We start from the raw sequence: 25,578 nt of genomic DNA on the forward strand, positions 1-25,578 counted from the left end.
TGTTGTTTTTATAAAAAGTCAATAAGTATGTCCTCCTTGTTCTTCTGGTATTTCAGCTTTCCGCTTTTAGAATGGAGTTGCAAGTCAAGGCAGAGATCCCCGTACATTTGTTCAAGTGAATCATATATGGTTACAAGGACGGTATGGACCTTGCCATCGGAATCAGTCTTAGCGTTCACCTTGAACATTTGGCCGAAAGATGGATTGGAGTAAGCGCATGTACTATGGCCGAACGGTTCGTCTTGCATAGGAATGTGATGATAAAGCACAATCAGTTCCATATCATCCTCCAGCATATCCATCACTTCTTCCAGGTCATAAGGATCATGCAATGGAAAAGTCAGCAGGACATAGTCCCCGTAAAACTGCGGCTCCTCCATAGTGGTTACATCGAGCAGCTGTGGCAACTGAAGGGGGACAAACGTCATAAAGTCTTTCAGAAAGTGTCGTAGCATATTCATTTGATTTTATGTTTATAGCGTGTGAATGTAAATCTCCATAAGCATTCCGGGTAATTCATCCAGGCGGTTGTCTCCCGAGTTCAAGATTCGGCACAAAGTCTCAAATATGGCCGGAGTCTGTACGGCAAACCGTTCAAGCTGTTCCTGGTCTTTGGAAGAAAGCATCGACAGGTGGAAACTGTCCATAGAAACGTATGGGCGCATAAGCATCCAGATATATGCGTAGGCTTGTGCTTTTGTTTGGACCTTTTGATTATGAATGTCATTGATGCAGGTTCCGGTATTAAGTATCAGTCTGCGATTGGTTCGCATGGCCAGGTAAACGAGGGCATCCTGGTGAGGTATCTCTTTACGTTCGGCGGCAAACAAAATCTGCAAACAGCATTTTTCCGTATCACGCGTTATATCGGAAATGTCTTCATCACCAATGCTGCACAGATATGGCAAGAACGCCCGAAAAATAGCATCCTCTTTTCCGATGAACTCTGTCATGTCATCTGTCCCGTGTATGCCATTTCGGAGAGTGTTGGCCAGCAAAGTACGATAATCCGAAATGATTTGCTTCCTGTCTCCCTTATGGATTGGGCGTTTATCTAATGACTCAAAGAATGGACGGATCTTTTCCACGGTCCGGATTAATCCATTGTCTTTGTCATTAGATGAAAGTTTTCTTTTCAATAGGAATAACTCCTGATAGGAACGTGGCCTTGACAAAGCCAGACGCGAGAACTCCAGGCGTAGGGAATCATGTATGCCTTCGCATGTCTTACGAAGGTCTTGACCATGGATCCCAACCGTGTCCTGCCGGACATGGTTAAAAACGGAATCTCTTATGGCTTGCCATTGGCAAAGGTTTTCTGACAGCTCTTCAAATGAAATAGATTTCATCTTCCTTACTTCGAGCAGATAATTTCTGTATGTACCGGCAGGATCGCTTTCGGACTGTTCAGTCAATCCGCCATTACATGATGTGAACATGCATACCGTGATTGAAGCGGCAGCTATCATGTGTAAAAAACTTGATGCTTTAAGGTTCGTTTTTTGAATTTTCATACTATATGTTTTCGTACTATTTCACGCAAAACTATATATAATTTTCTATACTTAATACCATTGGAACTGTATTTTGTGTATTTTTCAATATCGTACTTAATAGTATGATTATCAATGAAAACAAGTGAAAGGAAAAAGGACGAAAAAATAAATAGTTCGATTTTTATAATGGTTTGATTTGGCCACTCAAATAAAACTTGTATATTTGCACTTGTTATCATTTGTATTGGATATTGACATGGCAAAAGTTGGTTATATATTTAAGGCAAATTCGTATGATGAATATGATGCGGACAAGGAATGGATGTGCCAGTACGGTTGTGTACAAGTGATAGAGGAATCAGTCCAGCACGAGACGCTCAGACCTCGCTGGAAACAGCTCATGACAAATCTTGAGAGAGGGGACGAACTGGTTGTCTCGAAATTCAGTAACGCCGTGCGCGGTTTGAGGGAGTTGGCCGCATTGATAGAGTTATGCCGGATCAAAGTGGTCCGCATTATTTCCATCCATGACAAGATTGACTCCCGTGGTGAATTGTTTCCGGACACGACGGCGGCGGAGGTGCTGACCATGTTCGGATCTCTTCCGGAAGAAGTGGCTGTATTACGCAAGTCATCTGACCGGGTGATACGCCTGCAACAGAGTATCAGTGTACCGGTGAAGACGAGCAAAATGTTGAGCAAGACCGAGCGGGATAAAATAGCTGTGGACATGTACAACAACGGGTATTCAGTCAATGAAATCATGGCGCATTGCAATGTCAAGAGCAAAAGTACTGTGTACCAAATTTTAGGCAAGTACAATGTGGCACTCAGCAGGAAACCTGGCCGCGTACCTGGAAATAGGAAATAGGAAGTCAAGGCAACCGATGCCATATTAGTGACGGATTTGCCTGTCAGTTTAAGTATATTTAGGGAAGCCTCTGACCCTTATTGGAAATTTGTAACGCTAAATATAAAAAAGGATATGGGAGAAATTATAGTCGTAGTATTGGTACTTTATGTCTTTTGCAAAATCGTGAAGGGCATATTTGGCGGATTCAGCAAAAGCTGCTTCCGTCATGATAAATAATCATTGCTGCCAACTGTTCACGCAAGGGAACAGTAAAAAAGGAAAACTAAAAGAGGAAAACTGCGTCATGAATAGCATCCTCGTTATATCAATATAAGCCCCCCCAAAGGTTTTGCTTGACTTTTAGGGGGCTTGGTGTCATTTATTCATTTCCTTTTTGTATTCCAAAATCTTGTCCATTGTCAGCCACTGCGGCTTTTCTCCTTCCTTGAAGCTGTCGTGCAACTTTATCATTAAATCGATTTGCCGTTCTTCATCACCTGCCCACAGGCGTTTGGGGTCTCTGCCTCCGTAATCCAAATAATACTCACAATCTGACTGCATCCTGGCTAACAGCATATATCTGAACCGTGCGTCTCGTTGCAATATATCATCAGCCGTTGTCCTTCCTGCTGTGCTTGGCTTGTTATTCGTGTTCATACTCAATTTACATTAACTTGTTATACAATCAGTCCGTTACGTCATAATAATAGCTTAACTCTTCGTCCTTCAGATTCTCAACCGCATACTGGTCTGCCTGTCTCCAGAGTGCATCATACAACGCCGCCACATTCGGTTTCGTTTTATAGTGCTGCCATATCTTGTGATTCAATACCAACACCAATTCCGTAAGGTACTTGCAGTTGCCTTTCCACTCTTCAAAGGCACGGTTGAAAGTGTCCTGAATAGCCGATAACCCGAAAATGTCGGCCGCTGAAAAATCTTCCCAAAAAGTAGTCTGTACGTTATACCCGTTCTCTGCCATAAATGCTCTGAATGTCATATCATTAAAATTTTTAGTTGTTTTTATTTCCCTCTGATACATCCTGTATCGGAAGGTTGATTATTTTTCTGCCCACAAGATTGGCGGTCTGTCAGGCAAGGAGGATGCGAAAAATACTCTTTCCGACATGTCGGAAAGGAAGATTTTTCAGCAGCAAGCATAAGCGTTCCTTGACAGGACAAACAACCGGCAATCAAACTTTGCAGAAGAAATAACCGGGCTTTCGAAATAGGCGTGTAGGGAATTTCAGGCATTGCAATAAAAGGGGAAAACGTGAAATACAAAAGGCTATATTACGGAAGGCTTCGAGCAAAACAAAAGCGGCCCGAAAGCCGCTTTGTCAGGAAAACAGGGATTACTTCTTGCCCTTTTTCGCTTCTTTTGCCGGTTTCGAAGGAACTTCTTCCTCCTTCTCGACAGCCGGATAGAATTTGACTGCAACCGTCACGATGCGGTTGTGCTGCACTCCATCTTTGTCAGTCCATTCTTCAGGCTTGAAGTAGCCTTCTACGGTCAGCAGCGTACCTTTGGTAAGCTGGTCAAACGACCCGGAATTTTCATTCTTGCGCCACGCTTCAATGTTCATGAAAGCGGATATGCGCTTGGTTTCTTCGCCGATCTTCTCCTGGCGGGCAACAGCCAGAGGGAAACGTGCAACACTTGTGTTAGTGAATTGATAAACCTCGGCGTCTTTTGCGACATAACCGGTTACTGCGAAATTGTTCTCGTACTTTTTCATTTCGATTGCTTTTTGAAGTTAATAAATCAGTTTTACGGTGCATAAAAAGTAGGTGCAGTAAAGGGATGCACCAAGGATAACGTATAAATACTCTTTATTTTGGGGTTCTCCCAAACCGGAGGCTTGATAAAGGAAGATTTGTACTGTTACGCCATTGGTCAAGACCATGGGTCGCGCCCGGCTGCATACTAACTTTGCAACGAAAAACGATATGGCGACTTCAATAGAAAGCAGTCACGAAAAAGAAGAGGAAAAACAATTGGCAACTGGTTAAAGGAATAATAAAGACGGACGGTGCTGTCAATGGGCACGAATTGGTTTCAACTCTCGGCTGGCATAGGAAGAAGAGCTTCTGGCGAGAAACAGCACCATGTCTCATGATTTGAAGCGGCAAGGATGATATGCCGTACTGGCAGTAAGCGTATAAGCTGCGGCGTGGGAAAGGCCGTAAGACGAAGAATTGGCAAAGGGGTGCTGGCGTATCGGTGTTGCAGCCTTTATCCGGCAAGAGAAATGAGGGAAAAGAAGGCAAAATGAAAAAAGGGCTGAAGCCCGATTGGGAGACAAAGCGGAACGGGCGCGTTATGCGAGTTTCAGCTTCTATTTTATAAAGGGATATGGCGCAGCCAAAAGAGAATATAAATGGATAATCCGGCAAAAATCATTGTCCGGCCAATGGCCATCTGCGTCTCAATGAAGTTTTGGATATAAAAGGTTATTGCGGTAAATGAAGTTACGGGCTGGAACTGAATATTCAACTCCAGTCCGTATAGTACAGAGGCTCCATGTCAGAATTGGATCATCATGATGCGGTGTGGAAAGATTTTGTTTTTGTCGCTCGGTTTTCGTTTGCATATCCAAAGATGGTGTGCCCCATAGCCGAACGTGAAATACTCGTCAAGCCGGGTCTCTTTCTTTAGACTCTCCATGCTTGTGCGAAGTTCGTTTTCGTCTTTTGAAAAAAGAAGCGTGTTAATAATTCTGAAATATAGATTTGTCACTTCGCTGCAGTAAGGGCAAAAAGGGTGTTCAATCGTTACGTTCATAATTGTCTTCGTTTAGTGCATTAGTCATGATAGATTCTTCTTCCTGGTTGAAAATCTCAATAGTCGAGTAACCATCGTTTTCTTCGGGAAACAAAAGCTCGGAAGTATCACGCAAAGCCTCACTTCTTCCATGAGAAAGACGGCTGTCAATGATATTCGAAACATCTTTGCAACGCCAGGACCGGACGATTGCCTCTGCTTCCTCATAACTGTTGGCTTCCACAGTGAAATAGTCTCTTTCCCAACTTTTGACTTTACAGTCTTGATAAAATTCAAATTTTCCCATAAGCCATGTATTCTAACGTACTACTTCAACTATATCCTCAATCCTGCCATACAGTATTGAGCGTAATGCGGTTTTGTCTATGGCATAATATTCTTGGATATGCCCGTATTGTTTGACGAAATACCGCTTGAGAACATCGGAAAAATCAAAATGATAACCGCTCAAGGCAATCCCCCGTTTGAAATAGGTGCTTTCGCTCACGTTGCGAGTAATCCAATTCTTGTCTTCTCTATTGAGTTTGCCGCCATTATTCAGATGTTCCCGCAACTTATACACTCGGCTGCCTTGTAATGTTGCCAGCTCCGGAACATCCCATTGAACGAATTTTGTTGCTATCTGTGCCATATTGCTTAATCATGAATAATAATTTCATCTCGGAATACTGAAATCTCTTTGCCGCTTTCAAGGCGGACAACTATGGTAGTGCCATAGTCGTCCACAATTACACCTTCCGTGTAGCCTTTATAAGCCGTGGATAAAGTACAGGATAAACCTATAATATCGCTTTCGTTATCAAATGTTCTGTTGCTCATCACTATTATATTTTTATTTCCCACTTGCCTTGAGAGAAGATTCTAAAACTCACATATTCATTTTCAAATTCATAAGTTAGAATTTTAATATAGACTTTATCTTTTGCTTCCAGTGAGGCAACCAATTGGTCCATTTCTTTTTCTGGATATTCCCACCGGGAAGGAAATTCTGCATCAACAGAATTACCATACTTGTTTGCATAACAACTGAAATTGTCATCCAAGAAAGCCTCTATCTTATTGAGGTCATTTTGGTTTTCCGTACTTGCGTAGAAAATGTTTGTCGCATAATTTGCCATATAATTCTATTTTAAGTTTTCTTTTTTTCCCTCATGTAGCATTTACTACTTCAGGCTTGATTAATTATGTCGCTTCATAAGGTGTCATGGCTCTTTATGCAAGGTTTCACGACCAAATACTACCGCTGCAAAGCAAGGTGGAGATTTTGTTGTGAACCTCAAGGATACCTTGCATACAAGAAAGACATGACAAATACCTTTGCGGCACAATTCATCAAATAGCCCGAAGTCGAATGCTTATAGGGACAAATATTTACTCGTAAACTTATAAAGGAATATATTGCAGCGAAAAGAGAAAGGATGGAGTCAAAGGGAGTCCACTTTCTGCGGTCTAAAAAGGGAGTGGCAGAGTGAGCAAAAACAGTTTAGTTTAGTCCATTAGCCTATATATATGCTAAACTAAAGTAAACTAAAAATAGACAAATATTTGATTGCTTGGATGATTATTTTTAACTTTGCACATATTGATACCGATCATTGAAAACAATACTTTTCTCTTTTCGCTGCGAATTCCTGGATATATGAAAAAACATATATTGAATCAGGATGAGAAAGCATAGTAATAGCTTGGATTGGTGCTTTGATTGCAAGCAAGTGAAAGGAATGAAAAGTAATGCAAACAAAAAAACGAGGATTTACCTAAAAAACCATTTTTGTTCCTGATTTGTTTCTTGTTTCAGAAACAAAATTCATAAACTACTCATTTACAAATGGTTAAATAGTTGTATATTAAATTTTCCAGATTTATACTCATCTCATGCACATTGTCATTCAGGCTGGCAAGTTCTTTAGCGTTCACATCAAGTAGTTGCTTCTCTTCTTCCAGATATTCATTCTTGGGAGTGGCTTTTATGGATTCCGCTTCATTCATTTCTGCGGAAAAATCGAATTTCTTTTTCATGCTTGACTTCATAGGCTTATCGTTTTAATCCTGTTTTTGGTTTCTTTCCTAACGAACGACTGGCGGCACGAGCGCATCTGCGAGCCCATTGCAAATCGTCTTCGTCCTTGTCTCTCCACGGAAGGTCGCTTTGCGAACCTCCGCCACCACCTCCAGTTACAACATTCTGCGTATCAAGTAGCCCAACAAAAATAGCTACCGCTATATCAGTAAGCTCTTGACAGTTGGCAACAAACCTGTAATCGAACTCGTCATTGAAACAGTCAAGCACTTTTCCCGGAATATAGAATCGGTATTCCTTGCCTTCATGGTTAAGGGTATAGGGAATCATGTCTGAACGGTCTGCGCGATATTGGGTGTAGTCAATAGGGACAGCCTTATGTTCTGCTGGTTGTTGGACGACTTGGGGAGTATTGTTCTTAATGGTTGTGGTCGGCTGGTGGTGCAGTTTCTTCCATGTTGTAGGAAGTTTCGAGATCATAAGATTTCTGCCGACTCCCAATTCTGAAGCCTTGTATTTGGTATTCCCATGCACGAGTGCATAACCACGGAGAATACCTTGCTTGTCCTCTCGTTCATGCACGGTATAGCCTTTCTGTGCAAGGGCATTCTTATACTCATCCCATGACCATGACGGCATCGCTCTCAACACCTCCATACAGTCCTTGTTCACCTGTGGGATGTTGCTATTTCGGATTTGTGCCGCAGTCGTCCAGCCACGTTTCTTTGCCACTCGCTCTGCTGCACGTTGCGCCCGGAGATGAATATTGTGGTCATTGTTGATATTTCCATCTTCATCCAAACGGCAAACCGCAGCATGGAGGTGGGGGACTTCACCTTTGGATTCCGTATGCAACCAAACCGAGTATTTGCTATTAGCCAAATTGGTTTGGCAAGAACGGACTTTTCCGTTCTTACCGGTAATCACTTGTTTGTCGAACTCCTCTGCGAAGTCGTGCCAGAGTTTTTGCCAGTCCTCGATGTCATAGAATCGGGTATGTTCGGGTGATGGACTCAGCTCGATTCTGATAACGGAGTTCTTTATCGGTCGATGCTGGGATAGGGTCAACTGCATGGAGTTCCATATCCCCATAGCATCCGGTTCTGAGGACAACAGATTGTCCAATACCCGATAGATTTTCTCCGGATGCTTCTTATGCTGTGATTCGCCGGTAATGTAACGGAGGTCGTTTATGCCGTGCGATATGGCTTTGGTTTTCGCAATCATTCTTCTTCGGATTTAGGGGTGGACGGAATTTTGTTCTTCTCTTTTACAGCATTCAGGAACTGGCAGATATTTTCAGCCACATTACCTAATTCTTTCAGCCAGCCCACCATAAACGGAACCTGATTGAACATTGCCATGCGCTGCTTTGTGGACATTCCGTGTAGGGCGGAGGTGTATTTTACGAGGTCTGACCGACAATCATCCAGATTCTGTAACAGTACCGCTTCTTCTTTCGTGAGCCTTGCTTTTGGCTTGAAGTTATACGCACGTGATAATATGTAGTCACTTACAGTCATGCCGCATTGTCCGGCCAGTGATTTTATATGCTCCTTCTGAGTAGGAGTGACTTTTGCTCCGATGAAGACACTTCTGGTTTCTTTCGAGGAGTCCGATGTATTTTCAATATCTTCTTTCATCTGAATCATTTTATAATGGTTGAATAGGTGCGAGCTTGCGAGTACCGCACCGGCAAGGGAACTGAGCAGGCGAGAGCGCCAATGTACAACCGTAACGCAGTGAGGTTATACCTTGGCATATCTCGCAACAGTTACCTGTTGATGCTTCACGGCAAGCCATATCGGATGCGTATAGTGAACTGGCACTCGGATAGGAAACATAGGATGATACTAGCCTCTAAAAGAGGGGAGAATATGAATATCTCACATGATGTCTTCCTCCGACTTTGCTTTATTCTTATATATACGCCCCAACAATAAAGTAAAGTTGAACTCAATAATGGTATTCTGGATTGAAGGCATAATCTTTCCCTTCTTTTATAACCATTTGTTTGTCGCTGAGCAATGTTGCGACCTTTACCGCCTTGTTATAACCGAGTTTTATACCCTGTAATCCATAACCCTCTTTCAAGCGTTCTATATAATCATCGTAATTGTTGATGTTGCCATTGGCAAAAACGGCATCCAATGCTGGACGATGTACATTCTTTGGAATCTCCTTGTCCGGATCGAACGGTCCTTTGGTTGGTCGTCCGGTCTTCTTCTCTTTGGGCAGATAGGACTCTACCGGTTCGGGCATGGCTTCCTCGTTTATGCGGAAGGCGAAAGGCTCAAACTCACGGTCACGGATATGGACGGCTTCGACCACGCTTACAGTCTTGTCCTCTTTGTCCACTTCGACCTGCATGATGGTTTCTGCTTTGTTGTTGAGTTCCGTGCCGATGTGACCACGGGCATGTTCATCATTCTTGTTCTGATGCAAGACGGTATGGATATGGATTTGCCTGTCATCCGTCCACTGCATAAATTTGGAGATGATGTCGGTGGATTCGCTGGAGGAATTGATGTCGTAAAGGAAATCACGAATGCCATCTATGATGACCAATCCCAAATCCGGTATTATGCCAATGGCCTGTTCGACTATCGCCAGACGTAGTTTAGGGGAAAACTTGCGCAGAGCCAGCATAATCAGATTATCCGGATTCTTGTATTCTGGCAAGTCGGCCAAACGTAAGATGCGCTTCAATACCTGTTGGCAATGATACCGCCCCTGCTCTGTGTCTATGTATAGAATCTTCCGCTTATTTTCGGGAAATGTAGACCGATAATGAAGAACGGTGCTGCCACTCAATGCCGATGCGACAATGGCTGAAACGTTGAACGTTTTCTTGCTTTTGGCTTTCCCGATGGAAGCACTGAAGTTTCCCAATGTTCCGATAACAGTATCGTCCACCATCAGAACCACCGGGGAGTGTTCGTATGTACTTGTTACGCTTATTGTAGACTCCGCCATGTAAGCGGCCAATTCTTCCGGAGAAAGAATAATAGTGTCTGTCTTTTCCATCACTACCAGCTTTTAGGGTTCGGTTTACGGCGATGAGAGGAGAGCATGGACTCATTCTCGTCCTCGAAACTTTGCGGAGCCGGATTTTTCCGGGAAGATTCCAGCCATCTATCCAGTTCGTCTCGGTAGATGTAGAGATGCTTTCCTTGTTTTATAACCGGAATATCGTCATTCTTGACCTTGTAATAAAAGGTCGACAACGGCATTTTAAGATAGTTGCAAGCCTCCTGTACGGTCATGGGGACGTGCGTGTTCTCTTTGGTTTCGTACTGCTTGGAAAGTTTCTCCGTAAGCAGGTTTTCCATACTTGCGATTCTGTCGCATAGTTTGCCTACCACAGTCGGCAGGTCGTTGAATGTCAGTTGGTCTTTTTCCATATTATGACTATTTTAATCGTTTAACATGCTGCGAACCAACTCAATGAAACCTTGCAGAACAATACAGACCGGATTAATTATTTCGTCTGCATACTTTTTTTATTGCGGGTCATCATTATCTACATCTAAATGGAAGCGATAGTCGCCTTTATCTGGTACATCAATGGGAATCTGGCTTGAGACATTATCCCGTAAATTAAGCTTAAGATATTCAAGGGTTGCGTTTGCAAGTTCGTATGGAAATGATTTCTTGATAAAAACGGCTCTTTTCGCTAAGGGCACTCCCAAGCGTTCACCGACATTCCATGCTAAATGGCGAAGTCCCGGCGACCTCAGCGGATTGTCTATATTGGAACGAATCGGTTTATATGACTCAGGTTGATTGTAAGCCATATACTCTATATTGGAAATGAGGGTGGCAATATCCTCTTTTGAGAGATAGGGGGCAGTCTTGACGGTTACATATTCCCGAATCGCATCCATAATTTCCGCTTGCCTTTCAATCTCTTTCTTTTTGAGTTCCACCAATATGGAATCATATTTATTCAAATGAGAATCTTGCGGACAATCAGAGTTTACAGTATCTTGATTCGACTGTTGGGACGGAGGACATTTCTGTTCAAGCAAATCCATCGGTTGCTCGATGGGCAGTGTTTCAGTAGCATCCGTAGATTCTATGGCGTTCTCTGATTTTACAATAGGGGTATATGGTTCGCCCAAAGAGAAGTTGATAGGATTTTTTGTCAGCCAGTTATAGAAAAATTTGTGCAGGAGTCCGCACAATATGATAGCTATTACCAGTCCAAGGATGACTGGAGTCGTTATACGCATGATATTGATGTCATGGCAAAGGCAAAGATAAGTATCTATGGCCGCATAAATGATAACGGACAGTGCGAGGATAAAACTTATCTTTTTAGTCTGAATTTGTTTTTTATTCGTCATAGTCTGCAAGTATTTGGAATCGTTTCGCGCTAAAGATATAATCGATATTCCAGATAGTTGCAATAAAGAGACTGATAGTTACCACGTATCATGCTAAATATCACGGTCAGAGTATGATTTTTCACCTAAAATCATACTCTGACCGCAGAAATCGAGGACAAAGCAGCTGTCAGTCTTGCCGTGTCAGGGTAATTTTCTTGCTGGCTTCCCGTTTGTTGGCATCGACCACCTTGATATACCTTTGCGTGGTGGTGATACTCTTGTGCGCCATGATGCTCTGTATGGTGCGGATGTCCGTTCCTGCCGCAGCTTGCAGCGTGGCGAATGTTCTCCGATACGAGTGGAAAGTTATGTTCTTGGTAATTCCGGCAGAACGAATCCACTCTTTCATGGGGGCTTGTGTCCAACTGCGCATAAGCCCTTTGAATACCAAACCTTTCTTCTCGGAACTGTAATCTATCAATCCTAATGCTTCTTCGCTGATGGGAATGATGTCTTCCGCTTTGTTCTTTTGTGTAATGATGTGTACGCATTTCCCTCCGGCTGAATAGTCTACAATATCTTCCCAACATAAGGCAAGAATATCACTGATACGTAAACTGGTCATACATGAAAACAGCGATGCTATTTTCAGAATGGGTTTCTTGCACGGTGTTTCAGCCAGTTTATACAGTTCTTCTACAGACAGATACTCTTTGACCACATCTTCCGTTTCAATCTTATCCAAGAAATCATTGACATTGGTCTTTATCATTCCATTACGGTAAAGAATTTTCAGGAATCCCCTGAAAGTAGACCAATATCCCGATGCGGAATTTCGTGTGATAGGTCCGTTACGTCTTAGCTTCTTGGCACTCAGTAAGTATTCCCGAAATTTGTTGCATAGGTCGATGTCAATTTCCTCAAAGGTACATTTGCCATGTACGAAGTTTCTGAAATGGAGATAGACGAACTCCCATTTCTGGTCATGCTTACGGAGCTGTTTGCGATAATACTCCAAGAAATCGGCTTTGAGTTTGTACCTGTCGAAGAAATCATACCGTTCATTCACCACAGATTCAAACCTACGGCAACGTATGGCTTCGGCTTTCTCGGTCATTACTTCGTTGAAGTTCTGTTCACGCTTGTTTCTCGGATTGGCATATACGTAAATACCAAGCGACTCATGGCGGATAACTTTCATTGTCTCTTTGTCTCGATACCCCGGATAATAATCCAAGTAGAAAGACAGCATCCTGTTCTTTAAAGGACGTGTCCTTAATGTTACGGTTTTACATTCATGCATACTGATATATTTTTATGGTTATTGTTAATTCGCTGGCAAAACTCTGTAATGTAACCATGCAGAAAGCCTTCAGTAGAGATTAATTTTGGAATAATTTACGGAAGCCTATAATTGGTTACTTACGGACACCCATTACCTTGTCAAACTCCACTTTCAGGAACCTGACGAACCGTCCGTTCTTCTCTCGATTGATCTGATGGAATTGAAGAATACCGTACACCGAATCACGAGAGAGTTTGAATTTCTCCATCGCCTCCTTGACGGTGTAGTATTCCGCCTTGCTCTCCTGCTCGGAACTCTTCGAGAGGTCGAAGTGGAGCTTTGAGTAGAATATCTGCCCATGCTCCTTCTTGGATGGAATGTTGTTCCGATACACCTGCGAACGGATGGCGACACGTGTCATGCCGTACTTTTCCTGAATTTCTTCGGGCGTGTACCATTCGGTCAGGTCGGAATCCACCTCGTATTTGGCAAAAGCAGCATCGATATGTTTCTTACTGTAATAGTTGAATTGGCGGATGCGCACTTTCGGGACTTTGTGCTGTCGTGTATAAGTCCACACCCATTTGGCGTTGACCTTATATTTCTCTGCAATTTCTTCAGCAGTGTAATACTCGGTGATGTCGAAGTCGTTTTTTGCAACCAGTCGTTCGTAAGGTTTGCTTTTGAGCATTAACTCTATGTCTGCACGCCTTACCAAAGCCATTCTTCCGCTAATTCGGGATGCTCTAAGTTTATCCTCTTTGACTAATTTATAAATGTACTGACGGCTCACGCCCATCAATCGAGCAGCCTGCGAGAAAGTGAAATATTCTTGCTTCTCCAAACTGGAGCGCAGCTCCTGCATTTCCTGAATGTGGCGCAGTTCCATTTTGCGCTCCTTGATACGATGTTTGTAACCTCGCTTCGAGCATTGAGGGCTACAATAACAGGTCGTTGTTTTCTGTGCAATGAACGGTTTGCCGCACCATTGACAAATTCTCTTTACTTCCATATTTTCTATATCATTTTCTCTGTTTTTTAATTTCCCTTTTTGTCTACACATGTAAACCATTGTCAACACACGTCAACTAATGCGTCATTGTGACATTCGGGCTAACCGTGAATTTCTGTCGCGATAGAAATATGATAGAAAAATATGGATAAAAACCGTTATCTCCAAATACGGACAGGAAAGTGTTAAAACGGAAAAGTCGCTGATGCACAGCGACTTTATTCTAAATGATTATAGTTGGTTACGGCTGTTTACAAGCTATCACTTGCCGATACAAAAATGTTCGAAAATATTCCCAAGTACCATATCGTTCGTAACTTCCCCTGCAATATCGCTTAGATGGAAAATGCATTCGCGGATATCTTGTGAAACAAAATCTCCGGATAGATTTTCTGCTAATCCTTGTTGGACCCGGTGGATGGCTTCCAAGGCATGGGTCAAAGCCTCGTAGTGGCGTATATTCGTGACAATGACATCGTTTTGGGTAACCGTGGGCAGGTTAGCGGCAGAGATTAGCATTTGCTGAAGCTTGTCGAGGTTGGTACGTCCTTTGGCAGAGATGGAGATGCATTGCACATTAGTAGCGGCCACGGTGAAACTGGAGTTGGGGATGGTTGAGGCATCTTGCACCAAATCGGTCTTGTTGAATACGAGAATGAGCCGTTTCCCTTCGCAACGGGGAAGTATCTGGGTAGTTAGTTGTGGTATCTGTGAGACGGCATTCGTGGCATCAACTATCCAGAGCACGATTTCCGCCTGCTCCAATTTCTGGAAGGTTCGCTCAATTCCTAGGTTCTCGATGGTGTCGTTCGTTTCGCGTATGCCTGCCGTATCAATAAATCGGAAAGTTATCCCACCAAGATTGACTGTGTCTTCTATCACATCGCGGGTTGTCCCGTGTATGTCGCTTACAATGGCTCGTTCCTCGTTTAGTAGTGCATTCAACAGGGTGGATTTACCAGCGTTCGTTTCGCCGATGATGGCTACGGGCACGCCGTTCTTGATGGCATTGCCTACACTGAAGGATTGTACTAAACGGGAAATTACCTGCTCTATGCCGTCTGCTAGGAGACATAGCTCGGAGCGGTCGGCAAATTCCAGTTCTTCGTGGTCGCTGAAGTCCAGCTCCAGTTCTATGAGTGATGTGAAGTGCAGCAATTGGTCGCGTAGTGAGGCCAGCTCTTTACTGAACCCACCGCGCATTTGGCTCATGGCGAGGCGGTGAGTGGCGGCAGAGGTGGAGGCGATGAGGTCGGCCACGGCTTCGGCCTGGCTTAGGTCCATTTTGCCGCCCAAGAAGGCCCGTTGCGTGTACTCACCGGGAGCGGCCAGGCGGCAACCATTGCCGATGAGCAATTGCAACACCTTCTGAAGAATATAGCTCGAACCGTGGCACATGATTTCCGTGCTATCCTCGCCCGTGTACGAGTGGGGGGCACGGAATAAGCTTACAAGTACTTCGTCTATGATGTTTTCTTCTTCATGGATATGACCGAAGGTAAGTGTGTATGGCTTGGCATCCTTCAGCTTCTTCCCCTTCCGGGCAGGGGTAAATATGCGGGATGTTATCTCTATGGCATCCGGTCCGGAGACACGGATGCATCCTATGGCTCCCCCTTGGGCGGTGGCTATGGCACAAATGGTATCTTGGTTCATTTTATCCGGCTTATTTTTATTCAGCAAAGATAATGGTTTCTTTACAAAAAAGAGAGATGGTGATTCAACTTATGGGCTTTTATCGTAACTTTGTGCAAATCGATAATGGATAGATGCTTATAAAGCCTAATCCGCCTCTGTGCCCATTGTGGGTATAGCAGGACATTGCTACACTATACAGACCAGCAACGGGCACGTCAGGCAGGATGTGATGAAGTCATTACTAAACCCTACTCCTAGGATTGGCTGAAGGAAAGGGAGGAGCATTTCTTGAAGGATACTTAGATACGGTCGAGTACTGTTTTGATAAGAGTATCTATCGTATTCTTGTATCCCGTGTTAGCTTCTTTTATCAGGCGGTTGGCAATGACCATGCATACCGTCATGGCCTTGTGCCCCATCAGACGGCTCAAGCCTGCCAGGGCAGAACTTTCCATCTCGAAGTTGGTAATACGGTAGCCGTTGTATTCAAATTTTTCAATCTTCTCATTCTGATGTGGGTCGGCAAGCGGCACGCGTAACTCGCGTCCTTGAGGTCCGAAGAAGCCCCCGGCGGCAATCGTTACGCCACGTACCATGTCGTTTTGTGCGATGCGGTCTATCAGTTCAGTGCTTGCATCAATGACGTAGGGGGCAGGGGCACACATGTTGCCGGACCATCCCATATGGTTGAGGAAGGCACGCTCCATGGGCAGGTCGCACACGGAGTTGCGTCCGGCATAGAAGTTGAGCAGCCCATCGAAACCAATGGACTTTTCAGAACATACAAATGTACCCACCGGAGTGTAGGGTTGCAAGCCGCCGCAGGTGCCGATACGTACCAGCTCAAGGCTACGTAGGCGGGGCTTTTCTTCGCGCGTCTCGAAGTCGATGTTTGCCAGGGCATCCAGTTCGTTCATCACGATATCGATGTTGTCACATCCGATACCGGTGGAAACCACCGTAATACGTTTCCCCTGGTAAGTACCGGTGATAGTCTTGAACTCGCGGCTTTCCACTTCACATTCCTTGTTCTCGAAATGGGAGGCAACCAGTGCCACCCGTCCGGGGTCGCCTACCAAGATGACTTTGTCTGCCAGCCATTCGGGCTTTACGTGAAGATGAAATACAGAACCGTCTTCATTGATGATCAGTTCGGAAGAGGCGAAATATTTCTTCATATGCTTGAGGCTTTAATCTTTTGTTTATAAATAGAAACGCCGGGAACCGATTCTTGTTCACCGGTTCCGGCGTTTCGTCAGTTACTTTCCGGGTTATTTACTCAACGGCTGGCTGGTATTGCCCGTCGTCGGTTTGGCAATGTTTTCGCGCATGGAAGTGTCGGCTTCTATATTCTTCATCCGGTAATAGTCCATGATACCCAGATTGCCGTTGCGGAATGCTTCGGCCATGGCCTTGGGTACTTCCGCTTCTGCCTCGATAACTTTGGCACGGGCTTCCTGGGCCTTTGCCTTCATTTCCTGCTCTGTGGCTACGGCCATGGCGCGGCGTTCCTCTGCCTTGGCTTGAGCAATGTTCTTGTCGGCATTGGCTTGGTCTATCTGCAGGGCGGCACCGATATTCTTACCTATGTCAATATCAGCAATGTCAATGGACAGAATTTCGAATGCTGTTCCGGCATCCAACCCCTTGCGCAATACCAGTTTGGAGATAGAATCCGGATTCTCCAATACAGACTTATGATTCTCTGACGAACCGATGGAAGACACAATACCCTCGCCTACACGGGCCAGAATCGTGTCTTCTCCGGCACCGCCCACCAATTGGCGGATATTGGCGCGCACCGTTACACGGGCCTTGGCAATCAGCTGGATACCGTCTTTGGCAACAGCTGTCACGGGAGGGGTGTCAATTACTTTGGGGTTAACGGACATCTGTACGGCTTCGAATACGTCACGGCCGGCAAGGTCGATGGCGGTTGCCATCTGGAACGGCAGCTCGATATTGGCTTTAGAGGCGGATACCAGTGCGTGTACCACCCGCTCTACGTGACCTCCGGCAAGGTAGTGCGCTTCCAGTTCGTCGCGCGTGATGTTTTGCAATCCTGCTTTATGAGCTTCAATCATGCCGGGCACAATGATATAAGGAGGGACATTACGGATGCGCATCAGGAAAAGTTGTACCAGCGAGATGTTTACTCCCGATACTTTGGCAGACAGCCACAAGAAGAACGGTACATAATGGAAGAAAAGTACCAGGAAAATAATGCCTCCTATAATGAGGAAGGCGGTTAAATACATTGTGCTTGGATCCATGAGATTAAATATTAATTGTTAGTTATAAATAATAGGTTGATTTCAGAAATTTCACTGCTTGAGCCGTTCCACTAAGAGGACTCCGTCGGCAATACGGTCTACGATAATCGGAGTCTTTTCGTTCAGGAAGCCGTCTGATGACTTTACTTCCACGATGTCTCCGTTGATTTCGGCATAGCCGATAAGAGCCAGGCGGGTAGTGGTTACGCCTATATCGCCTACCTTGACTTTTTCCTCGGCACTACGGTCTACTTTGGAGGTGATGTTTTTTTTCAATGCAATTTTGTCGAGTGTCTTGGAGCGCATGAACCATACCAACGAGCCGATACAAGCCAGGGCAGATATGATAAGCGTAATGACACCTGCCGTGGTGCCCATATAGGCAAAGGCATAGTAGTTGGCAAAGATGATGCAACCTCCTGCCAGAAAACCGGCAACGCTGATGCCCGGAATTACGAATAATTCCACTAAGAACAAGATTACTGCTCCTATAATCAATGAGGCGATAATGAGTATATCCATAGTTGTCTTTATTTGGTGGCTTGTTTTTCCAGGTTGCGCACTTGAATGGCAGTTTGCTCCATCTCAGTGGACAATTGCCGTACACGTTGCTCCAGGTCGAGGATGGCGGCGGACATCTTGTCCTTTTCCTGCTTGTTGGCTCGGGAGTATTCCGAACGCATATCTTCCAGTTTCTCCTGCAGTTGTTTGTAGCTCTGCTCCAGCTGATTGTATTTGCCATACGAGGCTTTGGCCTGCGGGGAGCGGAAATCGTCCAGCTGGTAGTAGGTGGAGTGGTCGTCAATGATGAATTGGAAATCATGCTTCTTGGTGGTCTGCGGCTTTGCGTTGGCAGCAGTCCGAAGTCTTTCTTGGGCGGCCTCTACCGCATCGGTGTCCGTCCATGTGTCCTTGATAGAGTGAAGTTGCGCCAATGATATCATCTTGTCCGGGTCCATCCCTTCGTAGTTGTACACTTGCTTGGATGAGTTGGGAATGAATACATAGATGCACACTTTGCCTTCCGGCTGGTAGCGGTCGGAGGCAAACCATCCCAAGTCGTTGAATTCGTCGATGACGTACATATAGTCGTTGTAGGGCGAATTGAACGGCATGCCCACATTTTCCGGCATCAGATAGGAGTCGGTATTCGTATTGTAACGGGTGACGAAAATATCATATCCTCCCATCGAGCCAGGGCCATCCGAAGCATAGTAGATAGTGATACCGTCCGTAAGTACATAGGGATAGTCTGCATTCATGGCCTCGTTGATGCTTCCGGGCAACAAGCTGCCATCACTCCATTTGTCCAGCAACTTGTTGCGCGAAAGGATACTGAGGGTGCTGTCCGGTTGCATTTCGCTATAATATAGCTTATTGCCCAGCTCCGTTTCGTATACCGTTCCGCCTTCCTTACCGGAATCATTGAAGTAGGTGTCGTACATGAACAGCTTGCCCGATTCGGGGCTGATTTTGTATGCATCCAGGAATTTTTCCTTGTCTACCACAAAGCTGTCGATGAAGCAGACCTCTTCCACGCCTTTCAGCATGCGCAAGTTGGATTTGCTTTTTTCCAATAATTGTTCGGCCTCTTCGGTGGAGCGTTTTCTCTTTCTCAGGTCGGAAATGTAGGTCTCATAAGTCTCGATGGCTTCTTCGAACCGATATAAATCATTGTATGCCCGGGCCAAATAGAGTTGCCCGCTGGGGACGCGTCTCTTGACGGCGCTTTCCAGGTGTTTCAAGGCTTCTGCGGGTTCGCCGGTTTCCAGGCAACATACACCGTACCATAGGTTGTAATTTCCATTGCCAGGTTGTGTCTTGACGAGTTTCTTGAAAGTGGGCTTGGCTTCTTCGTATTCTCCCTTCTCGTACAAGGCTTTGGCTTCTGCCAGGCTTTGTGCGGAAATTGTTATGCTCAAAAGGCCGAATAGAAAGAAAAGGATATATTTTTTATTCATATTGATACATGCTGATTGTTCAGAAGGTCAAAAATACAAATTTATCGTGAATAAAGCTGGTTTCCGTAATTCTATTTTGTTAATTCTTCTTTAAATCGTTCTTTTGCCTTACTTTTGCAACCGGAAGAGCTATAATTCATAACTTATAACTCATAACTCGTATCAATGGCACGATTTACTGAAGAAGAAAAGATGTTGCGCCGCATAGACAAGCGGTTTAGCAAAGGTGTGGTGGAATATGGGCTGATAGAGGACGGCGATAAGATTCTTATCGGGCTTTCGGGAGGCAAGGACTCTTTGGCGCTGGTGGAATTGTTGGCACGGCGTGCCCGTGTCTATAAACCCCGTTTTTCCGTTGTCGCCGTACATGTAGTGATGAAGAATATACCTTATCAAAGCGATGTGGACTATCTGAGGGAGTACGTAGAGTCGTGGGGAGTGCCTTTTGTTCTCTTTGAAACGGAGTTTGATGCCACGACAGATACCCGCAAGTCTCCTTGTTTTCTTTGCTCTTGGAATAGGCGGAAGGCATTATTTACCGTAGCCAAGGAGCAGGGATGCAATAAAATCGCGTTAGGCCATCACATGGATGATATTCTGGAGACCTTGCTGATGAATATCACCTATCAGGGAGCGTTCAGCTCTATGCCCCCCCGGCTGGTAATGAAGAAGTTTGATATGACGATTATCCGTCCGATGTGTCTGGTACATGAGGCGGATTTGATGGAGTTGGCGCAAGTGAGGGGGTATCGTAAGCAGGTGAAGAATTGTCCGTATGAGTCACAATCCAGCCGTAGTGCAATGAAAGGCATTCTGAAACAATTGGAGGAAATGAATCCTGAGGCACGCTATAGTCTATGGGGGAGTATGACGAATGTGCAAGAGGAATTGCTGCCTGCAATCATTAATCATTAATCACTAATCATTAATCACTATATGAAAGCATTTTATACCATTTTGCTATTGATTGTATCTAATATTTTCATGACGTTTGCCTGGTATGGGCATCTGAAGCTACAAGAGACAAAAGTCATCTCCAACTGGCCGTTGTATGCCGTGGTGCTGTTTTCCTGGGTAATAGCTTTGGCAGAGTATTCTTGCCAGGTTCCGGCCAATCGGATAGGCTTTTTAGGCAATGGAGGCCCGTTCTCATTGATGCAACTCAAAGTGATTCAGGAAGTAATCACTTTGATTATCTTTACGGTGTTCACAACGGTTCTTTTCAAGGGGGAAACGCTGCATTGGAATCATTTTGCCGCTTTTGTATGTCTGGTACTGGCGGTATATTTTGTATTTTATAAATGATGGGTTAATCGCATTTGCACATTATTTCATATACTTCTCCATTCCTTTTGTTAAGAACGTTTGAAGCTTTCCTTCTTCATCCGTATAAATGAAACAGGCGTCGATATCCGGATGTGCATCCGCCACGCGTTCTGCTTCTTCCAGCCCCATCACCATGAATGCCGTGGCATAGGCGTCTGCACTCATGCAATCTTTGGCAATGACGGTGGCTGACAAGATGCTGTGCTGTACCGGATAGCCGGTACGCGGGTCGATGGTATGCGCATATTTCTTTCCGTCTTTATAGTAGTAGTTGCGATAATTGCCCGATGTAGCCATGCCTAAATCCGTGACTAGCAGCACTGCTTGCAGTTCCTGGTTCACTGCCAGTGAGTCGTCTATCGGCTTGTTCAAACCGATGCGCCAAGGTCCATTTTGAGGGTTTTGCCCGTGAACAACCACTTCTCCGCCTATATCGACCATAAAGTTGCGGATACCCTTCTTCTTCAGAAGTTGGGCTATGACATCTACTGCATATCCTTTTGCCACAGCGCTGCACGAGAGCATTATACGCGAGTCTGTTTTCACCACTTTCCCTTCATCGGACAATTTTACTTTTTCGTATCCTGTCATCTCCAGCAGGCTGTCTATCATGGCAGAGTCGGGGAAGTTACCCTTCTTGAACCCAAATCCCCAGGCATTGGCAAGAGGGGCAACGGTGATATCGAAGGCACCATCGGTCTCCCGGGAGATTTCCATGCTACGTCGGAAGACGTTGGTAAAGAATGTGTCGGGCACAATGTCCTCGTTGCGGTTGATGCGCGTAATGGTCGCCGTGTCATTGAAAGGGGACAAGGAACCGTCGAAACGTTTGAGTTCCGCTTCTATCTCCGCCTTCAGATTTTGGTCACATTGATAAGTCACTTTATATACCGTACCGAATATCAGTCCGTTATCCGTCTGATAAGGAGTGACTTGGTTGTGGCGGGCAAGTATCCAGATGGTTCCCAGTACCAGTAGGGCAATCCATAAAAAATTCCGTTGTACTTTCTTTTCCATATCCTATCTGAGTTTTTACTTTTTAATTAAAAGAAGAGATGCTCTACCAATATCTTGGTACCGATGATGACGAGGATAATCCCTCCCCAAAGTTCGGCGCGCAGTCTGCGGGCTATGCCACATCCGAAACGGATGCCGAACATCAGGCCGACCATCGACAAGGCGAATGATACAAAACCGATAATGCCGATGGGGGAAAGAATAGCCGAGAATTGCTTGATACCGAGGAATGCAAACGAAACACCTACCGCCAATGCATCGATGCTGGTTGCCACGGCCAGAGCGAGCACCACCTTCAGGCTGGTAGGGTCATACTCGTGCTTGCAATCTTCGTCCTTGAAGGATTCCATTATCATGCGTCCGCCCAGGAAGGCAAGGATACCGAATGCAATCCAATGGTCAATACTTTCTATCAGGTGGCTGAAAAAACTGGCGCCTATCCATCCCAGCAGAGGCATCAAAGCCTGGAAAAAGCCGAAGCTGATGGCCATCACCAGCATAGGGCGCAGCCGGGCGCGTTTCAATATAATTCCGCTGGCTATAGAAACGGCGAAACAATCCATCGCAAGTCCTACGGCCAGTAGCCAAATCTCTAACCCTGTCATAAGTCGCTTAAAGAGGTAGTTTATAAGTTATCGTATAGGTTACTCCCATCGTGTTGGAGCCATATTTCCCGAAACCGGGCACATACCACGGGTCACCGTATTCATCGGCCGAGGCAGACAATTTGAACTTGAAGCGTAGTGACCAGCCCATGTACAATGCCTTCCAGACGTGCGCCCGGATACCGACACAAAATTCCGCCCATTGCATGGAGCCTTTCATTCCTTTATGGTTATAGGGCAGGCTGCCTCCCCATATCTCGTCGTCCAGATTCGGATTGCCTACGATGCCACCGTATATCGGGTCGTCCAGTCCCAAGGCGTCTACATCGTACTTGAAGCTGCTTACACCGTAACGCAAGCCTACGAGTAGCATGTGTCCGTGCTGCTTCTTGTATAGCGTGTTATAGTCCATTCCTATGCGGAAGTAGGGGGCGTTGCTTTTGTAGTGTATGCCTTTGTCACTCCAGGTGTCCGTGGAGCCATATCCCAGTTCGGCAATAGGGAAGAAGCGGTTCTTGAGGTTTACATCCACGGCCACTTCGGAACTCAGGAAATCTCCTCCAAATACGGAACTTCCGATTCCCCACAAGTCCAAGCCGACGGACATGCCGTTGTATAACGGATAGTGCACTTCTTCTTTCGCGTCCTTCTTCTCCTTCTTGGGAGGTGCTCCCTGGGGGGGGACGGTAGGATTCCCGTTCTGCGCCCGTAGGGGGAGGAACATCAGCAGGCAGAGTGCCAGACTAATAGAATAACTTAAGATTTTCCTTTCCATAGATGCCTGCTTCATTGTCTTTGATGTATATCGAGTCCAGAGAGATGCGGGTGCACGTTACGCTTGTGATGGCCTGCTTCATCTGATAGCCGCAATCCATCGATAGGAAATAGGGGGTGTTGGTGTGGCGTATCACCATCGTGTCACTCTTGGTCCGGCTATACTTGAATATCAGCTTGGTGGAATCCTCCGTATAGCGCAGTGGCAGGGAGATGTCGTGTACCTTCTTCTGGTTGTTGATGATGATGGAGTCGGTGCCGTATGCTGTGACGGTGAGCGAGTCGAGCGTGTCGTTCTCCACGTATTGGGTTTCGGGGTCTACTCTATAAAGAATGCAATTCACCATGGGGCGTGCCGTCATGGAGCAATCTGCCTCCTCCGAGCAGGAGATAGCTATGCTTATTATCGGGCAAAGGATAGCTCCGAGTATGACAAGTCTGACTAATTTTTTCATCGTTAAATGGTTTTCTCTATTTGATATTTGTTTCGTTCCGGGGCATTACGTGAAATCAGCTCTCCGAGGAATCCTGCCACGAACAGTTGTGTGCCGATAATCATGGAGGTCAACGAGAGGTAGAAGTAGGGAGAGTCCGTCACAAGGCGGTAGGGCATGCCATGGTGCATGTAGTACAACTTGCTGACACCCACTATGACCACGGCTATGAAGCCGAAGATGAACATCAGCGAACCCAGCAATCCGAAAAAGTGCATGGGCTTGATGCCGAACCGGGAAAGGAACCAAAGGGAAAGCAAGTCCAGATACCCGTTTACAAAACGGTTCAGCCCGAACTTGGTCTTTCCGTATTTGCGTGCCTGATGGTGCACCACTTTCTCGCCGATTTTCTTGAAGCCGGCGTTCTTGGCCAGGTAAGGGATGTAGCGGTGCATTTCGCCGTATACTTCTATATTCTTGACCACCTCTTTGCGATACGCCTTCAGTCCGCAATTAAAGTCGTGCAGGTTTTTGATGCCCGATACTTTGCGGGCGGTGGCATTGAACAATTTGGTGGGGAGGGTCTTCGACAACGGGTCGTAACGTTTCTGCTTCCAGCCCGATACGAGGTCATAGCCGTCTTGGGTAATCATGCGGTAGAGTTCGGGTATTTCGTCGGGGCTGTCCTGCAGGTCGGCGTCCATGGTTATCACGACGTCGCCTTGTGCTTGTTCGAAACCACAGAACAATGCCGGCGACTTCCCGTAGTTGCGGCGGAACTTAATGCCCCGTACCTTGTCCGGAGCTTGTGCCTGCAATTGTTCGATTACCTGCCAGGAACGGTCGGTACTTCCGTCGTTCACGAAAATCACTTCGTATGAAAAACCGTTGGCATTCATCACCCGCTCAATCCATGCGAACAGTTCGGGGAGTGATTCTTCTTCATTATATAGTGGTACGACAACTGAAATATCCATTGATGTATGATTTTTCTATTTTACAATTGAAATAACATTTCTTTTTGCTGTTCCGTCACTCTGCCGGAGCGTCGTCTTTCTTGCGTCTCATCACGAACAAGGCGGTGGGGAAAGCCAGTATCGAACCCCAAAATACATTGGACGATATCATCTGTAGCGTAATGTCGATAGGGCTGAGTAGTCGGGCTGTCTCCAGAGCTTCCTGATAGGTGGCGATGTACGAATCCATTCCCGGCATGTTGCTTTGGGCAAGCGTGTCTACCATCGTTTCGCACGTGTTTATCACATATCCGTGGTCTATGAACCTGAAGTAGATGTAGTGTGCCACGGCGGCAAGCAGCGCGGCAAACATATACATGAAAACGGTGAATACCCATGCATGCAGGAAGCTGATGCCGCCTCCGCATACCTGATTACGATACATCCGTGCATAATAATATCCCATAAAAGGTACGCATAGCGTGAGTCCCATGAAAAGGAAAAGTAAAAAAGGAACCGACAGCCCCACAGGAAAGAGTATGAACTTCAATATCCAGAAACCTCCCATATAGGTACCGAACAGCATTGCGTATCGTTGCATGTAACCTCTATTTTCTGCCATCTTTCTTAGAAATAATATGCAAAGGTACAAATATAGTTGGATTCAAGGGCAAGCCGATGTGTAGATTTTAAATAAATTAGAGGATTCTTTGCGGGGCAAAAAGAAAAAAGCAGGTAACACTTTCGTATCATCTGCTTTTCTTTCGAGCCTCTTGTCGGATTCGAACCAACGACCCCGAGATTACAAATCA

General features: G+C 45.4%; 32 protein-coding genes. 3 read left to right on the forward strand and 29 right to left on the reverse strand.

Annotation, left to right across the window (positions count from 1 at the left end; genetic code table 11):
• Positions 1–8: 8 nt before the first annotated feature.
• Both DW896_RS19905 and DW896_RS19910 read right to left on the reverse strand, forming a co-directional pair.
• Positions 9–455 carry a hypothetical protein gene (locus tag DW896_RS19905; protein ID WP_005815981.1) on the reverse strand — a complete coding sequence of 149 codons (447 nt, stop codon included), beginning with the start codon at positions 453–455 and terminating at the stop codon, positions 9–11.
• 18 nt (positions 456–473) lie between these two features.
• Positions 474–1,514 (reverse strand): hypothetical protein, encoded by a 1,041-nt coding sequence (locus DW896_RS19910; protein WP_005807214.1) that lies wholly within the window; start codon positions 1,512–1,514, stop codon positions 474–476.
• 238 nt (positions 1,515–1,752) lie between these two features.
• Between DW896_RS19910 and DW896_RS19920 the strand changes: the two genes are divergently transcribed.
• Positions 1,753–2,367 carry a recombinase family protein gene (locus DW896_RS19920; RefSeq protein ID WP_008781633.1) on the forward strand — a complete coding sequence of 205 codons (615 nt, stop codon included), beginning with the start codon at positions 1,753–1,755 and terminating at the stop codon, positions 2,365–2,367.
• Positions 2,368–2,724: 357 nt separating this feature from the next.
• On the opposite strand, the gene DW896_RS19925 is transcribed toward DW896_RS19920, so the two are convergent.
• From DW896_RS19925 to DW896_RS20025, 21 genes are all read right to left on the reverse strand, one after another.
• On the reverse strand, positions 2,725–3,006 hold the full coding sequence (locus tag DW896_RS19925) for an LPD11 domain-containing protein (protein ID WP_005807216.1): 282 nt from the start codon (positions 3,004–3,006) through the stop codon (positions 2,725–2,727).
• A gap of 28 nt (positions 3,007–3,034) precedes the next feature.
• A complete protein-coding gene (locus DW896_RS19930) occupies positions 3,035–3,349 on the reverse strand; it encodes a hypothetical protein (RefSeq protein ID WP_005807217.1) in 315 nt (104 codons plus the stop codon).
• A 355-nt stretch (positions 3,350–3,704) separates the two neighbouring features.
• On the reverse strand, positions 3,705–4,088 hold the full coding sequence (locus DW896_RS19935; protein ID WP_005807219.1) for a single-stranded DNA-binding protein: 384 nt from the start codon (positions 4,086–4,088) through the stop codon (positions 3,705–3,707).
• Between the two features lie 788 nt (positions 4,089–4,876).
• Positions 4,877–5,134 carry a hypothetical protein gene (locus DW896_RS19940; protein WP_005807221.1) on the reverse strand — a complete coding sequence of 86 codons (258 nt, stop codon included), beginning with the start codon at positions 5,132–5,134 and terminating at the stop codon, positions 4,877–4,879.
• The gene (locus DW896_RS19945) at positions 5,118–5,420 is read right to left on the reverse strand and encodes a hypothetical protein (RefSeq protein ID WP_005807223.1); all 303 of its coding nucleotides are present in this window, start codon (positions 5,418–5,420) and stop codon (positions 5,118–5,120) included. The genes DW896_RS19940 and DW896_RS19945 overlap by 17 nt, the downstream gene beginning before the upstream one ends.
• A 12-nt stretch (positions 5,421–5,432) precedes the next feature.
• The gene (locus DW896_RS19950) at positions 5,433–5,765 is read right to left on the reverse strand and encodes a hypothetical protein (protein ID WP_005807225.1); all 333 of its coding nucleotides are present in this window, start codon (positions 5,763–5,765) and stop codon (positions 5,433–5,435) included.
• 5 nt (positions 5,766–5,770) lie between these two features.
• Positions 5,771–5,953 carry a hypothetical protein gene (locus DW896_RS19955; RefSeq protein ID WP_005807227.1) on the reverse strand — a complete coding sequence of 61 codons (183 nt, stop codon included), beginning with the start codon at positions 5,951–5,953 and terminating at the stop codon, positions 5,771–5,773.
• Positions 5,954–5,958: 5 nt separating this feature from the next.
• Positions 5,959–6,252, reverse strand: coding sequence for a hypothetical protein (locus DW896_RS19960; RefSeq protein ID WP_005807229.1), 294 nt, complete (start codon positions 6,250–6,252; stop codon positions 5,959–5,961).
• A 700-nt stretch (positions 6,253–6,952) separates the two neighbouring features.
• Positions 6,953–7,165 carry a hypothetical protein gene (locus DW896_RS19965; protein ID WP_119993723.1) on the reverse strand — a complete coding sequence of 71 codons (213 nt, stop codon included), beginning with the start codon at positions 7,163–7,165 and terminating at the stop codon, positions 6,953–6,955.
• A gap of 4 nt (positions 7,166–7,169) precedes the next feature.
• Positions 7,170–8,381 (reverse strand): relaxase/mobilization nuclease domain-containing protein, encoded by a 1,212-nt coding sequence (locus tag DW896_RS19970; RefSeq protein ID WP_119993725.1) that lies wholly within the window; start codon positions 8,379–8,381, stop codon positions 7,170–7,172.
• The gene (locus DW896_RS19975; RefSeq protein ID WP_060385806.1) at positions 8,378–8,797 is read right to left on the reverse strand and encodes a hypothetical protein; all 420 of its coding nucleotides are present in this window, start codon (positions 8,795–8,797) and stop codon (positions 8,378–8,380) included. The genes DW896_RS19970 and DW896_RS19975 overlap by 4 nt, the downstream gene beginning before the upstream one ends.
• 313 nt (positions 8,798–9,110) lie before the next feature.
• Complete coding sequence (locus DW896_RS19980) at positions 9,111–10,181, reverse strand: AAA family ATPase (RefSeq protein ID WP_087375736.1); 1,071 nt, start codon at positions 10,179–10,181, stop codon at positions 9,111–9,113.
• Between the two features lie 2 nt (positions 10,182–10,183).
• On the reverse strand, positions 10,184–10,558 hold the full coding sequence (locus tag DW896_RS19985; protein WP_119993727.1) for a helix-turn-helix domain-containing protein: 375 nt from the start codon (positions 10,556–10,558) through the stop codon (positions 10,184–10,186).
• A gap of 99 nt (positions 10,559–10,657) precedes the next feature.
• Entirely contained in the window at positions 10,658–11,503 is an 846-nt protein-coding gene (locus tag DW896_RS19990) for a hypothetical protein (RefSeq protein WP_119993729.1), read from the reverse strand.
• A gap of 169 nt (positions 11,504–11,672) precedes the next feature.
• Positions 11,673–12,788 carry a site-specific integrase gene (locus DW896_RS19995; RefSeq protein WP_119993731.1) on the reverse strand — a complete coding sequence of 372 codons (1,116 nt, stop codon included), beginning with the start codon at positions 12,786–12,788 and terminating at the stop codon, positions 11,673–11,675.
• A gap of 115 nt (positions 12,789–12,903) precedes the next feature.
• Positions 12,904–13,782, reverse strand: coding sequence for a helix-turn-helix domain-containing protein (locus tag DW896_RS20000; RefSeq protein ID WP_119993733.1), 879 nt, complete (start codon positions 13,780–13,782; stop codon positions 12,904–12,906).
• Positions 13,783–14,043: 261 nt separating this feature from the next.
• Positions 14,044–15,438, reverse strand: coding sequence for a tRNA uridine-5-carboxymethylaminomethyl(34) synthesis GTPase MnmE (gene mnmE, locus DW896_RS20005; protein ID WP_009036775.1), 1,395 nt, complete (start codon positions 15,436–15,438; stop codon positions 14,044–14,046).
• Between the two features lie 281 nt (positions 15,439–15,719).
• Complete coding sequence (locus tag DW896_RS20010) at positions 15,720–16,598, reverse strand: nucleoside phosphorylase (protein ID WP_009036776.1); 879 nt, start codon at positions 16,596–16,598, stop codon at positions 15,720–15,722.
• Between the two features lie 93 nt (positions 16,599–16,691).
• Positions 16,692–17,693, reverse strand: coding sequence for a flotillin-like protein FloA (floA, locus tag DW896_RS20015; RefSeq protein ID WP_005826863.1), 1,002 nt, complete (start codon positions 17,691–17,693; stop codon positions 16,692–16,694).
• A 51-nt stretch (positions 17,694–17,744) separates the two neighbouring features.
• The gene (locus DW896_RS20020; protein ID WP_005826862.1) at positions 17,745–18,215 is read right to left on the reverse strand and encodes an NfeD family protein; all 471 of its coding nucleotides are present in this window, start codon (positions 18,213–18,215) and stop codon (positions 17,745–17,747) included.
• A gap of 8 nt (positions 18,216–18,223) precedes the next feature.
• A complete protein-coding gene (locus DW896_RS20025; protein WP_005826860.1) occupies positions 18,224–19,654 on the reverse strand; it encodes a tetratricopeptide repeat protein in 1,431 nt (476 codons plus the stop codon).
• Positions 19,655–19,819: 165 nt separating this feature from the next.
• Between DW896_RS20025 and DW896_RS20030 the strand changes: the two genes are divergently transcribed.
• Positions 19,820–20,569, forward strand: a complete 750-nt coding sequence (locus DW896_RS20030) for an ATP-binding protein (RefSeq protein ID WP_005826857.1) — start codon at positions 19,820–19,822, stop codon at positions 20,567–20,569.
• Between the two features lie 21 nt (positions 20,570–20,590).
• The gene (locus DW896_RS20035; protein ID WP_005826856.1) at positions 20,591–20,959 is read left to right on the forward strand and encodes a DMT family protein; all 369 of its coding nucleotides are present in this window, start codon (positions 20,591–20,593) and stop codon (positions 20,957–20,959) included.
• Positions 20,960–20,980: 21 nt separating this feature from the next.
• On the opposite strand, the gene DW896_RS20040 is transcribed toward DW896_RS20035, so the two are convergent.
• The 6 genes from DW896_RS20040 to DW896_RS20065 are packed head-to-tail and all read right to left on the reverse strand — an operon-like array spanning position 20,981 to position 25,388.
• Positions 20,981–21,997: an FAD:protein FMN transferase gene (locus DW896_RS20040; protein WP_005826854.1), complete on the reverse strand. Its 1,017-nt coding sequence runs from the start codon at positions 21,995–21,997 to the stop codon at positions 20,981–20,983.
• A 26-nt stretch (positions 21,998–22,023) separates the two neighbouring features.
• Entirely contained in the window at positions 22,024–22,602 is a 579-nt protein-coding gene (locus DW896_RS20045) for a manganese efflux pump MntP family protein (RefSeq protein WP_005826852.1), read from the reverse strand.
• A 7-nt stretch (positions 22,603–22,609) separates the two neighbouring features.
• The gene (locus DW896_RS20050; RefSeq protein WP_008663768.1) at positions 22,610–23,377 is read right to left on the reverse strand and encodes a DUF6048 family protein; all 768 of its coding nucleotides are present in this window, start codon (positions 23,375–23,377) and stop codon (positions 22,610–22,612) included.
• Positions 23,346–23,831, reverse strand: coding sequence for a DUF6452 family protein (locus DW896_RS20055; RefSeq protein ID WP_008663766.1), 486 nt, complete (start codon positions 23,829–23,831; stop codon positions 23,346–23,348). The genes DW896_RS20050 and DW896_RS20055 overlap by 32 nt, the downstream gene beginning before the upstream one ends.
• A 2-nt stretch (positions 23,832–23,833) precedes the next feature.
• Positions 23,834–24,787 carry a glycosyltransferase family 2 protein gene (locus DW896_RS20060; RefSeq protein WP_005826846.1) on the reverse strand — a complete coding sequence of 318 codons (954 nt, stop codon included), beginning with the start codon at positions 24,785–24,787 and terminating at the stop codon, positions 23,834–23,836.
• A gap of 55 nt (positions 24,788–24,842) precedes the next feature.
• Positions 24,843–25,388 carry a DUF4199 domain-containing protein gene (locus DW896_RS20065; RefSeq protein WP_005835919.1) on the reverse strand — a complete coding sequence of 182 codons (546 nt, stop codon included), beginning with the start codon at positions 25,386–25,388 and terminating at the stop codon, positions 24,843–24,845.
• Positions 25,389–25,578 lie beyond the last annotated feature (190 nt).

This window comes from Bacteroides sp. AM41-16, assembly GCF_003603495.1.
Lineage (GTDB): Bacteria > Bacteroidota > Bacteroidia > Bacteroidales > Bacteroidaceae > Bacteroides > Bacteroides uniformis.

Excerpts from the sequence above, each read along its gene's own strand:
- DW896_RS19905 (WP_005815981.1), bottom strand. The coding sequence starts at position 455 with ATGCTACGACACTTTCTGAAAGACTTTATGACGTTTGTCCCCCTTCAG.
- DW896_RS19910 (WP_005807214.1), bottom strand. The coding sequence starts at position 1,514 with ATGAAAATTCAAAAAACGAACCTTAAAGCATCAAGTTTTTTACACATG.
- DW896_RS19920 (WP_008781633.1), top strand. The coding sequence starts at position 1,753 with ATGGCAAAAGTTGGTTATATATTTAAGGCAAATTCGTATGATGAATAT.
- DW896_RS19925 (WP_005807216.1), bottom strand. The coding sequence starts at position 3,006 with ATGAACACGAATAACAAGCCAAGCACAGCAGGAAGGACAACGGCTGAT.
- DW896_RS19930 (WP_005807217.1), bottom strand. The coding sequence starts at position 3,349 with ATGACATTCAGAGCATTTATGGCAGAGAACGGGTATAACGTACAGACT.
- DW896_RS19935 (WP_005807219.1), bottom strand. The coding sequence starts at position 4,088 with ATGAAAAAGTACGAGAACAATTTCGCAGTAACCGGTTATGTCGCAAAA.
- DW896_RS19940 (WP_005807221.1), bottom strand. The coding sequence starts at position 5,134 with ATGAACGTAACGATTGAACACCCTTTTTGCCCTTACTGCAGCGAAGTG.
- DW896_RS19945 (WP_005807223.1), bottom strand. The coding sequence starts at position 5,420 with ATGGGAAAATTTGAATTTTATCAAGACTGTAAAGTCAAAAGTTGGGAA.
- DW896_RS19950 (WP_005807225.1), bottom strand. The coding sequence starts at position 5,765 with ATGGCACAGATAGCAACAAAATTCGTTCAATGGGATGTTCCGGAGCTG.
- DW896_RS19955 (WP_005807227.1), bottom strand. The coding sequence starts at position 5,953 with ATGAGCAACAGAACATTTGATAACGAAAGCGATATTATAGGTTTATCC.
- DW896_RS19960 (WP_005807229.1), bottom strand. The coding sequence starts at position 6,252 with ATGGCAAATTATGCGACAAACATTTTCTACGCAAGTACGGAAAACCAA.
- DW896_RS19965 (WP_119993723.1), bottom strand. The coding sequence starts at position 7,165 with ATGAAGTCAAGCATGAAAAAGAAATTCGATTTTTCCGCAGAAATGAAT.
- DW896_RS19970 (WP_119993725.1), bottom strand. The coding sequence starts at position 8,381 with ATGATTGCGAAAACCAAAGCCATATCGCACGGCATAAACGACCTCCGT.
- DW896_RS19975 (WP_060385806.1), bottom strand. The coding sequence starts at position 8,797 with ATGAAAGAAGATATTGAAAATACATCGGACTCCTCGAAAGAAACCAGA.
- DW896_RS19980 (WP_087375736.1), bottom strand. The coding sequence starts at position 10,181 with ATGGAAAAGACAGACACTATTATTCTTTCTCCGGAAGAATTGGCCGCT.
- DW896_RS19985 (WP_119993727.1), bottom strand. The coding sequence starts at position 10,558 with ATGGAAAAAGACCAACTGACATTCAACGACCTGCCGACTGTGGTAGGC.
- DW896_RS19990 (WP_119993729.1), bottom strand. The coding sequence starts at position 11,503 with ATGACGAATAAAAAACAAATTCAGACTAAAAAGATAAGTTTTATCCTC.
- DW896_RS19995 (WP_119993731.1), bottom strand. The coding sequence starts at position 12,788 with ATGCATGAATGTAAAACCGTAACATTAAGGACACGTCCTTTAAAGAAC.
- DW896_RS20000 (WP_119993733.1), bottom strand. The coding sequence starts at position 13,782 with ATGGAAGTAAAGAGAATTTGTCAATGGTGCGGCAAACCGTTCATTGCA.
- mnmE (WP_009036775.1), bottom strand. The coding sequence starts at position 15,438 with ATGAACCAAGATACCATTTGTGCCATAGCCACCGCCCAAGGGGGAGCC.
- DW896_RS20010 (WP_009036776.1), bottom strand. The coding sequence starts at position 16,598 with ATGAAGAAATATTTCGCCTCTTCCGAACTGATCATCAATGAAGACGGT.
- floA (WP_005826863.1), bottom strand. The coding sequence starts at position 17,693 with ATGGATCCAAGCACAATGTATTTAACCGCCTTCCTCATTATAGGAGGC.
- DW896_RS20020 (WP_005826862.1), bottom strand. The coding sequence starts at position 18,215 with ATGGATATACTCATTATCGCCTCATTGATTATAGGAGCAGTAATCTTG.
- DW896_RS20025 (WP_005826860.1), bottom strand. The coding sequence starts at position 19,654 with ATGAATAAAAAATATATCCTTTTCTTTCTATTCGGCCTTTTGAGCATA.
- DW896_RS20030 (WP_005826857.1), top strand. The coding sequence starts at position 19,820 with ATGGCACGATTTACTGAAGAAGAAAAGATGTTGCGCCGCATAGACAAG.
- DW896_RS20035 (WP_005826856.1), top strand. The coding sequence starts at position 20,591 with ATGAAAGCATTTTATACCATTTTGCTATTGATTGTATCTAATATTTTC.
- DW896_RS20040 (WP_005826854.1), bottom strand. The coding sequence starts at position 21,997 with ATGGAAAAGAAAGTACAACGGAATTTTTTATGGATTGCCCTACTGGTA.
- DW896_RS20045 (WP_005826852.1), bottom strand. The coding sequence starts at position 22,602 with ATGACAGGGTTAGAGATTTGGCTACTGGCCGTAGGACTTGCGATGGAT.
- DW896_RS20050 (WP_008663768.1), bottom strand. The coding sequence starts at position 23,377 with ATGGAAAGGAAAATCTTAAGTTATTCTATTAGTCTGGCACTCTGCCTG.
- DW896_RS20055 (WP_008663766.1), bottom strand. The coding sequence starts at position 23,831 with ATGAAAAAATTAGTCAGACTTGTCATACTCGGAGCTATCCTTTGCCCG.
- DW896_RS20060 (WP_005826846.1), bottom strand. The coding sequence starts at position 24,787 with ATGGATATTTCAGTTGTCGTACCACTATATAATGAAGAAGAATCACTC.
- DW896_RS20065 (WP_005835919.1), bottom strand. The coding sequence starts at position 25,388 with ATGGCAGAAAATAGAGGTTACATGCAACGATACGCAATGCTGTTCGGT.